This window comes from Methylacidimicrobium sp. AP8 (assembly GCF_903064525.1).
In the GTDB taxonomy this organism is placed as follows: Bacteria; Verrucomicrobiota; Verrucomicrobiia; order Methylacidiphilales; family Methylacidiphilaceae; genus Methylacidimicrobium.
This window is the reverse complement of the sequence record NZ_LR797830.1, coordinates 736288-747187: the sequence shown is the minus strand read 5'-3', so window position 1 is coordinate 747187 and position 10900 is coordinate 736288. Positions and strand designations below refer to the sequence as shown.

Here is a 10900-nt window from a genome sequence, read left to right as displayed (position 1 = left end):
GCGCGTTCGGGCCGAATCGGCAGCCCGCGCCGTTCCCGCTCCTAGCGGCCCAAGAGGCTCGCCTTTTTTCCGAATTTCCGGCAGAATAGAAGGTTGTATGCGACGCAACCTCTTTCTTCTCTTGCTCGTCCCCTTCTTCGCGGGATGCGACCAGGCGGTCTACCTCTGGCAGTACGGCTCGTTGACCGGACCGGGAAAGAAAAACGCCCTGAAGGCCTTCGAACAGGACGTCTTCTCGCCGGAAGCCAAGAGGAAATATCGGATCGTCCAGGACCAGGTCACCGTCAACGAGGTGGAGATGCCCACGATCAATCCTTGGACCAATCAAGAGGAAGCGGGGGTCCACGTCACGGTGACGGTCCGGTTTCAAAACGGCCGGATCTTTCAGCAGAGCTACGACGGCGCCATCATCCATGTGCCGGGGGGGTGGCGCGTGAACGCTCCGCTGACGAAAGCCATCCACGCGCAGCTGGAGGCGGCTTCGCGAGCTTGACGGCCATTTCTCACAAGCTTTCTCCTACGGCTTGCAAAACGGGCTCGTCTGCTTCGCTCCCGCTTGGTTTTCCATCCTCGCAGTATGTCTTCATACAGCTCCGGTGGAAAACCTGCGCCCGCCTCGCACCCAAGCCCGTTTGCGGCGCCTCGGCTACGAAATTTGTGAGAAATGGCCGTTGACTTCGTTGACCTTCGCCGGATATGCGCCGCTCCCGTTGCCGGGGCGGAGGAGGGGGACCGCCGTTTACTGAGAGAGGGCGCGGATCACGATTTCGACCCGCCGGTTCTTTGCCTGCTCCTCGATCGATCCGCGCGGATTGACGATCGGCTTGCTGCGTCCGTAGCCGGTAGCATGGAAGGAGAGATGGTCTCCCGGTAGGCGCTGCTCGAACCAGCGCTGGACGGCTTCGGCCCGAAGCTGGCTCAATCTCTGGTTGTACTGATCATCGCCGAACGTGTCGGTGTGGCCTCCGATTTCGACATCGGCGCGACCGAAGCGCTTCAAAATGTCGGCTACCTGCACCAGAAGCGGCTCCGCGTCCGGACGGAGCTGGTAGGAGTCGAAATCGAAGAGGATATCGCTGGGAAGCCGCACCATGATCGGCTGGGGAATGCGCGGATCGAAGTTGCCGGCCGCGCGAAATTGGCTCTGGATCTCATCGGCTCCCGGCAGGCCCTCCCCGCCGGCGGCTTCTTCCGGATGGGTGCCCGCCTGCCCCGCCGCACTTGCGCCGGATCGCGGATCCGGCCCGATCCCCGAAGGGAGCACAATGGCGTCGCTCGGCGTGCCCAGGACCGCAGGACCGACGTTGGTCCGCGAGGTCGCATTTTCCACCTCCGCCTGCAGGTCCGGCGCATAAGGGCTCGTCTCGCTCGGCGGGGTCGGAGCCAGTACCGCCACCTCGGGAGCCCCTCCGGGAATCGTGTCGGAGAGCGGCACCCGGACCGGATTTTGCTGGGCCAGCTTTTGCACGATAGCTTCCTCCCCCTTGACCTCCTTGGGAACCTCCAAGTCGGGGACCGGAGCCGTCGTGGGCGTGCTCGATTGGGCACGCGCCTGGAAAAGGGAGCTCGGCAACTCCGCCCGGCGCAGATGGAAGGTGCGCGACATCTCTTTGACTTGGGAGGCGAGCACCATCCGCCCCCTCACCGGAAGCGGACCCACGACACCCAGGACGGCGGCATGAACGAACAGGGAAAGGAGAAGCGCGGCGAGGGCGATCTTCCCCCGCCGCTCCCGGGAGTCGAGAGTGGATTCAGGCATCGGGCTTAAAGTCCGGGTATTTTTCCTTCAGCCGCCTCCGCCAATCGGCCGCTTGCTCCTCGTTTCCGCAGCGGGCGAAGCTCGACGCGGCTTTGTCCATGGCGCGCGGCGTGATCTCGTTGTCCTGGTAGATGAGGCTTAGCGTGCTGTAGGTCTTGGCGGCTTCCGCGTAGTTTTTCTGGGCCCAATAGAGGTTTCCGAGCAGCATCCGCGCTTCGGCGTTCCTGCGCCCCTCGGGTTCTTGCAGGAGCACCTGCTCCAGGTGTTTTTGCGCCTCCGCATAGTCACCCACTCCGGTCTCGGCCTCCGCAATTCCCAGAAGAACCGGGCTGTTATCCGCAGCCCCGGGATCGAGCTTTCGGAATTCCCGGTAGCAGGCCACGGCATCGGACCATTCGTGGAGCTTCCGTTCGACTTCGGCCAATTCCCAATACGCCGACGCCAGATAGCGGCCCGCGTCCTTTCGCGAGCAAACCTTCTGGAGCGCGTTCTTCGCCAGAAGCAACCGGTTCTCCTTGGCCCAGGAGACCCCGACCCAGTAGTAGAGCGCAGCCGGGATCTGAGCGGCGGCATCCGGAGCCTTCTCTTCGAGCTCTCCCAAATACCGGCTCGTTTTTTCCAGATTTTTTTCGCTGTAGGCGACCCAGACCAGCATCGTGGTCGCCGGGCCGAAGAACTGCGCCGGCTCGCCTTCCCTCGCCTCCAAAAGATGCTTTTCCGCCTCGGCGTATTTCTTCTCCTCAAGCTCCGCCTTGCCGAGCAGCAGGCAGCCGAGCGGACGGAGCTTCGCCTTCGGATACTCCTCGACCATGGCCCGCAAGGCCTGCTCCATCTCCTTGGGCTGCTTCATCTGCCGGGCGAGCAGCGCCACCTGGCCCAACGCAGCTTCCCGCTCGGGGCTGCCGCGGGGCGCAAGGGCAAGCGCCTGCTTCCAGGCTTCGAGCGCCTTGGAGACGTTTCCTGCTTTGTCCCAAGCCGCTCCTTCCGTCATCCGCGCGGTCAACAGGTCGGGGGCATCCGGGCATTCCGCTCCGAGGCGCTCCAAGGTTTCGGCCGCATCCTTCCACCTCCCGCACTCCAAATACGCGCGTCCCAGGCCCAGCAACGCTGTGGAGCGGGAGACCCCGGAGGGCTTTTGCGATACGAGCCCTTCCCAGATCGGGAGCGCGTCGGCGAAGCGGCCCCGCGCCGAAAGCGCCTGGGCCTGAATGAAGCGGACGCGGGCCGCGTACGGGCTGGACGGGCCGAACTGATCCAAATAGGCGTTTGCCTCCTCGAGAACTCCCTTCTGGTTGAGCGCCGCCTGGGCGACCAGCCTACCGTACGCCGCTTCGGCGGCCGCGGCTGCGGGCGGGTTGAGCGAGAGGCACTGTTCGAACGCCTCGAAGGCGATCCCCGGCTGCTCCCCTTGGAGGGAGAGATCGCCTAGCTGCAAAAGCAGCGCGATCTTGCGTTCCACAGGGAAGCTCGCCGAACGGGCCTGGAGGAGCGTCAAGGCGTCTTCGAACCGCTTCTGGGAAAGCGCCTCTTGGAATTGACCTTCGGAGGCCAGATTTCGCCATTGGGCGGGGACATCGGGAGCCAGGCAGCGGCGAAAGAGGTCTTCCGCGGTCTTCGCATCCCCGCCCCGGAGCGCCGCCCAACCCGCCCGGGCAGTCGCCTGCCATTTCTGGGAGGGATCCTTCGCCTGATCCGCCAGGGCCCGCCAGTAGCGGAGCGCGCCGGCCCAATCCCGCTTCTTCTCCATGTAGATCGCAAGCAGCCGGGTCGCCTCCCCGCGATACGGCGAGGAACCGGAGGCGAGCAACCGGAGCCGTTCCGCCCCGGATGTTTCATTCCCCACGTGAAACTCGCAGAGGGCGGCAAGGTAGCGAGCGGCCTCGGACGTCTCCCCGGTCCCCTGGTCGATCGCCAGCTGCAGAACGGGGAGCGCCTCGCCATAGTGCTCCTGCTCCATCAGGATCTTGCCCTGCCAGAACCAGGCGGCCGGAGCATAGAGGCTCTTCGGGTTGTTCTCCGTGAGCGTCCGGTAGACGGAGAGGGCGTCTTTCGGGCGGCCCAGGAGTCGATAGCACTCGCCGATGTCGAAGAGGGCTTCTTCTTTTTTCAGCGGAGGGAGGGAAGGCAACACTTCGGAAAGGAGGCGCAAAGCCGCCCGGTATTGATGCTCGCGATAGAGGTCCACTGCCTGCTCGAACTGCGCCTCCGCTTGCGGGAGCAGCTCGAGCCCCTCTCCCGGGTTCCGCGCCGCAGCCGCCGGCCGGGCCGTCTGGCTTGGCCCGAACAGGCAGAGGCATAAGCCCCAAACAGCGAGCAAACGGCCCATCCCAAGCAATCCGAAGGATGTTCTCACAGGGTGCCGACCACTCGAAGCCATCCCTCTGCGCCTTTCCTCCGCCGCCCGCCGACCGAATCGCTTCTCTTCTCTTTCGTTCAAGCTCGGCTTTCCTGCAAGCCCCCGCCATGGCGGATCGACGGCCCGCACGAGCTCGGCTGCACCCTTCCCGGGCCCTGCCTCGTCACGGGGCCGGCGGAGCCGCAAGGTCAGGCCCGACCGTCGCGAAGGCGATATTCCAGACATTGGCGGCACGGCAAACATCCAGGGCACGGACGACGTGCTCATAGCTGGTCTTCTCGTCGGCTCGGATCACGACCGCCTGATCCGGATACTGCTGGATCACGCCGTGAAGGATTTCCTCCAGCTCCGAAGCCGAAACCGTTCTCCGATTCAAGGTGATCCTGCCGTCCTTGGTGATGTTCAACACCACCTCGCCGGGAAGCCGTTTGGGGACCTCCCCATGCTTGGCCTTGGGGACCCGCACGTCGAGATCCGCCTCGTACCGCGCCAAGTTCCAAGTAAGCAGGAAAAAAGAGAGCAGAAAGAGGATCACGTCGATCATTGGCGCCAATTGGAGCCCGATCTGCTCGTTGGATACGCGCCTCCGGAAGTTCATGCCGATTCGACGACTCCGCTTTCGGGCTCCTTCGCCCCGCCCTCGACGCCCCGGGAGCTCTGAAGGAGGATCAACTCCTGGATCCAGATCGCCGATCGCTCCTCGAATACCGTCAGCAACCCTTGCAGCCGCCCGCGGAAGAACGAATAGAACATCATCGAGCAGATGCCGACGATGAGGCCGACCGCCGTGGCGATCAGAGCTTGCGAGACCCCCCCGGCCAGCAACATCGTCCGCATCGGGGAGGGATCGGCCGCAATCGAGCCGAAGGAACGCAGAATTCCCACCACCGTGCCGAAAAGCCCGAGCATCGGCGCGATGACCCCGACGTCCAATAGATAGAGGATCCTCTGGTTGAGCCCGGCGGCGATCCCGCTGCCGACCACTTGGGCCACGGAACGTACGGCCTCTGCGTCCGCGGCGGGATGGCGCTGATAGATTCCGATCGCCTCCCGCAGGACGCGGGCGACCCCTTCATTTCTCTTCCGGACCAGCTCGCCGAGAAGGACGAGGTCCCCGCGGCGGAAGACGGCCTCGAGCCTGCGTTCCAGATCCCGGCTCCAGACGACGCCCTGCCGGATCGAAGCCAGGCAGTAGAAGATGAGCCAGAGGGCGATGACCGAAGCGAGCAGCAGCGGGAGCATCACCCATCCGCCAGACTGGAGCAGCCCCCAGACCGTCAACGCGGGCGGCTGCGCAGGAGAGGCCGCCGCGGAGAAGAGAAGGACCGTGTGCATGGCGAATAGGAGGTGGTTCATAAAGAAAGAAACGGTGTATGGAAAAAATGAAACACCCCAAACTTACTGAACTTGCGCCACCCTTGCCAAGTCGTCTTGCGATCCCGGGAGGCGGAGGAACGGCTTCTCCCGTGCCGGGCCTTCCGGTCCCGGCGAAGTCTTGCCGCAAAGCCGCGGCTTATGCGGGACAAATCCGCAGGAATTCGATACGTATCGGCTAGCCCATGAAATTTCGTTCTCTGCTCCTCCTGGGAGCTCCCGGTTCCGGCAAAGGGACACAAGGTCAGATCCTCGCGAGAATCCCCGGCTTCGTTCACGTATCCTCCGGCGATCTCTTCCGATCCCTCGATCCGCATTCGGAGCCCGGCAGGCTCTTTCGCGCGTATTCCGATCGCGGGCAGCTCGTTCCCGACGACTTGACGATCCGCATCTGGCAGGACCATGTCGAATGGCTGGTCGCCTCCGGCCGTTTCCGTCCCTCGGCGGATTTCCTCGTCCTCGACGGCATCCCCCGCAACGTGAACCAGCTCGCGAGGCTTTCCTCCCTGATCGACATCATCCACGTCTTCCATCTCAGCTGTCCGAATCGGGAAATCCTGGTGCAGCGCGTCGCGGGACGAGCCCGGCAGGCGAACCGGGCCGACGACCTCGATCCCAAGGTGATCTTGGAGAGGATCGCCGTCTACGAGACGGAGACGAGGCCGCTGCTGGAGAAGATCCCCCCGGACCGGATCCATGACATCAATGCCGACCAGCTGCCCTACCAGGTGCTCCGGCAGATTCTCATCCATTTGCCGTAGCCGGTCCGGCGGCTTCGGACCGCCGCGGGATCACCCGGAATCCGGTCCCCGGAGCCGCCCGCGGAATTGGCGCCGGACGAGCCAGATCATACCAAGAAGGTCGATCGTCGCCGCGACAGCCCGCCGCCAGGGACGAACCTTGCTGACGCCGGCATGCCGAGGCCGATGGTGCACGGGTGCTTCCCCGGTCCGATATCCCATGGCCTGCGCCAGGGCGGGGATGAACCGGTGCATTCCATTCCATCCCGGCAACCGCCGCGCCAGCTCCCTGCGGAGGATCTTGAGCGAGCAGCCCGAGTCCCGCGTGCAGTCGGCGAGGAGCCGCGCGCGCACTTGATTGCCGACCCAGCTCATCCACCGCCGCTGCCAGCTGTCCTGCCTTCTCACGCGAAAACCGGTTACCAGGTCGAGCTTTTCTCTCTCCAGATGCGCCCAAAGCGCCGGGATGTCGGCCGGATCGTTTTGGAGATCGGCGTCCATGAGGATGATCCATCGTCCCGCGGCTTCCTGCATCCCGTAGTAGATCGCCGCGCTCTGGCCGGATCGGACCGTCAGATCGAGCCAGCGCACCGAGAAGTGCGGGCTGGCCGACGGGCGGTCGAAGCGATCGGTGCTGCCATCGTTGACGAGGAGGATCTCGGCCCTCCAGCCAAGCTTCTCCAGCGCGCGATCGATCTCCGAAAGGAGCTGCGGCAGATTTTCCGATTCGTTGTAAAAGGGGACCACCACGGAAAATTCGGGCGCCCCGGCGTTCCCCGGGTCGTCTTTCATGGCAAGGAGGGCTGCTCTCCGAAAAGATGGAGGAGGGCCAGCTCGAGGCCGATCTGCTTTCCGCCTACGCGCAGCATCCGCCGGTTGGCCTCCGAAAGGAGGAGGAGAGCCTTTACCCAGAACCGCACGCTCCGCTTTTTCGCGGCGCAGACCGTCATGCCCAGTTGCCAGGCGCTTACGGAGCCACCGCTCTTCTTTTTCGGAAAGTAATCCAGGGCCTCCGGAGCGACCTCCGCCTTGGCGAAGCGCCCGGAGCCGCCCAAGCGCACCCGGCCCTTTTCCCACAAGAGGAGGCCCAAAGCCGCCAAGCGAATCTTCTGCGCCAGCGCCAAGAGGAGGCCCATTTCGCTCTCTCCCTGGCGCAGAAGCGCGCGCAGATCCTGCAACGCCTCGGCGGCTCTTCCCGCCACGACGGCATCGCAGAAGTCCCAGACCCCTCCGGCGTCCCCGCCGCCCAAAAGCAACCGGAGATCCTCCGGGGCGATGGGTCCTCCATCGGCCAGATAGAGGGCCAGCTTCTCGATTTGGGAATCGAGCCGTTGGCGATCCCCTCCGCACGCGGCGAGCAGCCGCTCGCAAAGCTCGCCCGTGGGGGTCAGGCCGCGGCTCCGCAACCGCTCGGCGATCTCGCCCAAGGCCTTGTCTTCGTTCCGATCCGCCCCCAGAGGGGCGAAGAGATGAACCGAAGCGATTTCGCGCAGCGCCCGCAGGAATTGCCTCCGCTCATCGACCGCACCCGCTTGAATCACCAGGATCACTTCTTCGGGAACCAGGTTGCGCAGCACCGCGAGCAGGCTCGCCAGCGAAGCGGACACCTTCTGGTCCCGGCCGGCTCCCGTCGAGCCGAGGCAATGGACATCCTTCCAAAACACCACCTTCCGCCCCCCGAAAAGAGACCCGGATTGCAGGCTCTCCTGCAGACGGCCGATCTGCGCGCACGCCTCGGCTGCGGTCTGCCCGTCCCCCGGGACGCTTTCAAAGGAAGGATCCTCGAGCAACCCTTCCTCTTCCAGGAAGAGCCGGGCCAGGCGCTTGGCTTCGTATTCGTCTTCCCCGCCGAAGAAATGAATCGCTTTACTCTTGCCGGCAAGAGGCGTCATTGCAATAAGATCATTCGAGGCAATGGAACACTTGTGGGCACCGTGGCGCAAGGCTTATCTCGATGAGCCGACGCCGCCGAGGGGGACCCTCTTCGAGGAGATCGCCAGGGAATCCAGAGATCGTGAGAACCTCGTCCTTTTGCGCGGCCGCACGACCTTCGGCCTGCTCAACCGCTTCCCCTACAACGTCGGCCATTCGATGGTGGTTCCCTACCGCTCCGTCGCCCGCCTCGATGCGCTGACGGAAACCGAGCTGCTCGAAGCGATGGCGATGCTCCGGAAGCTCCTGGTCGCCATCGAGCGGGTATTGGCCCCGCACGGCTTCAACGTCGGGCTCAATCAAGGAGCGGCCGCCGGAGCGGGCATCGAAGGACACCTCCACTGGCACCTGGTTCCCCGTTGGAGCCACGATGCGAACTTCATGACGACCACCGCCGGGACCCGGGTCCATCCGTCGGATCTGGAGACCGTCTACCGGTTGCTTTATGAAGCTCTCCATCCGGAAGACCCCGCATTTCCCGCGCCGGAATCCTCCCGTTCTTCCGGGTCACCGCCGTGAAGAAAATCTCTTTACAGAGCTGCACTATCCTTCGTAGCATCGCCCCTCTTTTCCGATGAGTGACAAAAAGCTCCGCATTGGACTCCCCAAGGGCAGCTTGGAGGAAGCGACCGTCGAGCTTTTCCGTCGCGCCGGCTACGTCATCAGCCGCTCCTCCCGCGGCTACCGGCCCTATATCGATCATCCGGGAATGGAAGTCCGCCTCGTCCGGCCTCAAGAACTGGCCCGCTACGTCTCGCAGGGATTCCTCGATTGCGGAATCACCGGAATGGATTGGATCCTGGAAAACGAGGCCTCCGTCCAGCTCGTATGCGAGCTGCCGTATAATCGCTCCACCCGGCTTCCCGTGCGCTGGGTGCTCGCCGTCCACGAGAGCTCGCCCATCCGGAATGTGAAAGACCTGGAAGGCAAACGAATCGCCACCGAGGCGGTTCGCTTGGTAAGCCATTACCTGGAGCGGCACGGTGTCAAGGCGGAGGTGGAGTTCTCCTGGGGAGCTACGGAAGTCAAGGTCCCCGAGCTGGTCGACGCCATCGTCGACATTACGGAGACGGGCTCCTCTCTCCAAGCCAACAATTTGCGGGTCATCGACACCGTCCTGCAGAGCTATCCGCAGTTTCTCTGCTCCCACTCCGTCTGGGCGGACGCGGAACGGCGGAAACAGATCGAGTCTCTGGCCTTGCTCCTCTTAGCCGCCCTGCGCGCCGAAGAAAAGGTTGGCCTCAAGATGAACGTAGCCAAGGACCGCATCGAGCCGGTGCTGAAGGTCTTGCCCGCCCTCCGGAGGCCGACGGTCTCTCCTCTGGCCGATGGGGAGTGGCTCGCCGTGGAAACCATCCTCGACGAAAGCCAGGTCCGCGACCTGATCCCGAGATTGAAGGAGCTGGGCGCGGAGGGGATTATCGAATACCCGCTCAACAAGGTCATTTATTGACCAGCGGGAAGCGCGAAGAAGGATTGCCGGAATGGGTTCCCTCAAAAAACGCCGCAAGGCGAAGATGAACAAGCACAAGCGCCGCAAGCGCAGGCGCCAGCATCGCCACAAGAAGAGGCTGCGTTACAAGGTCGGCTGAGCGGGAAGCGAAGCCCGGCGACGAGCGTCCGCAGGAGGATCGCATAGCCCGGAGGATGACAGGCCTATTGGAGAATTTCCTCGACAGACCCGAATCGACCCAGCAGCATGTGGGACGTCCGAACCCAGCTCTCCGGAGAGCCGTGGGACGCAGCGAGGCCGGAATGCGCGGGTTATTTTCCCGACCTAGAGGCGATCGTCCGAACGCCGCAGCGCGCATCCGGCGCGCGCTGGGGCTCCTTGCTTGTTGCGCAATGGTGCCTTGGCTCCTCGGCGGGCACGACCTCCAGGCGGCCCGCCATCATCGCCACCCGAGAGCAGCTTCCCTGTACACGGCCGTGCCCACCGCATGGGAGGCCGACCGGTTGGTGGAGGCCACCGCCGCGCTCCTCTTCGATCCGGTCGCCAACCGCATCCTCTTTGCGCGCAACCTCGACATGCCGCTGGCCCCCGCCAGCACGACCAAGCTCATGACCGCTCTCCTGGTTTACGAACTGACCGGGCTGCAAGGCTTCGTGACCGTTCTGCCCCCGGATACCGCGGTCGAACCCTCGCACGTCCCGTTACGGATCGGACAGCGGATCTCCGTCTCCGAGCTCGTCCAGGATCTGCTCGTCGGCTCCTGCAACGATGCCGCCCTCGCCCTCGCCCGGTCGACCTGCGGATCGGTTCCGGCTTTCGTCCACCAGATGAACCGGAGGGCGTGGGAGATGGGATGCCTGCACACCCACTTCGTCGACCCCCACGGTCTGGCTTCGCTCCGGCAAGGCCAGGTGACCACCGCCCGGGACCTGCTGCGCATCTTTCAGGCGGTGTTGAACGTGCCCTCCCTGCGCCAGATCCTCATGACCCGCACCGTAGCCACCCGGAGCGGGAATCAACTGCGGATTCTCCACAACCACAATCGCCTGCTCGGAAAGTATACGGGGATGGGTCCGGCCAAGACCGGATGGACTCGCGAAGCGCGCCACACCTACGCCGCGGCCTGCCAACGGGACGGCCACCCCCTTCTGCTAATCCTCCTGCACAGCCCGGACAAGTGGAAGGACGCCATGGTCCTTTTCAACTACGGCTTCGGACAGGTCAAATCCGGCACCGTGACCGCGCCCTCCTATCGACCGCTTTGAGCGCAAGCTTCCTGCGGCCGG

11 protein-coding genes are annotated in these 10900 nt (G+C 64.1%); 5 read left to right on the top strand and 6 right to left on the bottom strand.

Annotated features, from left to right (window positions below; translation table 11 throughout):
- Positions 1–97 precede the first annotated feature (97 nt).
- Positions 98–493: a hypothetical protein gene (locus tag MTHMO_RS03330; RefSeq protein WP_202213523.1), complete on the top strand. Its 396-nt coding sequence runs from the start codon at positions 98–100 to the stop codon at positions 491–493.
- 246 nt (positions 494–739) lie between these two features.
- Here the strand turns inward: MTHMO_RS03330 and MTHMO_RS03325 are convergent, their stop codons facing one another.
- The 4 genes from MTHMO_RS03325 to MTHMO_RS03310 form a co-directional block, all read right to left on the bottom strand.
- Complete coding sequence (locus MTHMO_RS03325) at positions 740–1759, bottom strand: OmpA family protein (RefSeq protein ID WP_202213522.1); 1020 nt, start codon at positions 1757–1759, stop codon at positions 740–742.
- Positions 1752–4136 (bottom strand): tetratricopeptide repeat protein, encoded by a 2385-nt coding sequence (locus MTHMO_RS03320; RefSeq protein WP_202213521.1) that lies wholly within the window; start codon positions 4134–4136, stop codon positions 1752–1754. The genes MTHMO_RS03325 and MTHMO_RS03320 overlap by 8 nt, the downstream gene beginning before the upstream one ends.
- Positions 4137–4278: 142 nt before the next feature.
- On the bottom strand, positions 4279–4713 hold the full coding sequence (locus MTHMO_RS03315; RefSeq protein WP_202213520.1) for a biopolymer transporter ExbD: 435 nt from the start codon (positions 4711–4713) through the stop codon (positions 4279–4281).
- Positions 4710–5471: a MotA/TolQ/ExbB proton channel family protein gene (locus tag MTHMO_RS03310; protein WP_202213519.1), complete on the bottom strand. Its 762-nt coding sequence runs from the start codon at positions 5469–5471 to the stop codon at positions 4710–4712. Before MTHMO_RS03310 ends, MTHMO_RS03315 begins: the two co-directional genes overlap by 4 nt.
- Before the next feature lie 203 nt (positions 5472–5674).
- Here MTHMO_RS03310 and MTHMO_RS03305 point away from each other — a divergent pair, with 203 nt between their 5' ends.
- On the top strand, positions 5675–6250 hold the full coding sequence (locus MTHMO_RS03305; protein WP_202213518.1) for a nucleoside monophosphate kinase: 576 nt from the start codon (positions 5675–5677) through the stop codon (positions 6248–6250).
- A gap of 30 nt (positions 6251–6280) precedes the next feature.
- On the opposite strand, the gene MTHMO_RS03300 is transcribed toward MTHMO_RS03305, so the two are convergent.
- Both MTHMO_RS03300 and holA read right to left on the bottom strand, forming a co-directional pair.
- On the bottom strand, positions 6281–7021 hold the full coding sequence (locus MTHMO_RS03300) for a glycosyltransferase family 2 protein (protein WP_202213517.1): 741 nt from the start codon (positions 7019–7021) through the stop codon (positions 6281–6283).
- The gene (gene holA, locus MTHMO_RS03295) at positions 7018–8121 is read right to left on the bottom strand and encodes a DNA polymerase III subunit delta (protein WP_202213516.1); all 1104 of its coding nucleotides are present in this window, start codon (positions 8119–8121) and stop codon (positions 7018–7020) included. The genes MTHMO_RS03300 and holA overlap by 4 nt, the downstream gene beginning before the upstream one ends.
- A 22-nt stretch (positions 8122–8143) precedes the next feature.
- Here holA and MTHMO_RS03290 point away from each other — a divergent pair, with 22 nt between their 5' ends.
- The 3 genes from MTHMO_RS03290 (at position 8144) to MTHMO_RS03280 (ending at position 10879) form a co-directional block, all read left to right on the top strand.
- Entirely contained in the window at positions 8144–8680 is a 537-nt protein-coding gene (locus MTHMO_RS03290) for an HIT domain-containing protein (protein ID WP_202213515.1), read from the top strand.
- A gap of 55 nt (positions 8681–8735) precedes the next feature.
- On the top strand, positions 8736–9614 hold the full coding sequence (gene hisG, locus MTHMO_RS03285; protein ID WP_202213514.1) for an ATP phosphoribosyltransferase: 879 nt from the start codon (positions 8736–8738) through the stop codon (positions 9612–9614).
- A gap of 476 nt (positions 9615–10090) precedes the next feature.
- A complete protein-coding gene (locus tag MTHMO_RS03280) occupies positions 10091–10879 on the top strand; it encodes a D-alanyl-D-alanine carboxypeptidase family protein (protein ID WP_237394736.1) in 789 nt (262 codons plus the stop codon).
- Positions 10880–10900: the final 21 nt, after the last annotated feature.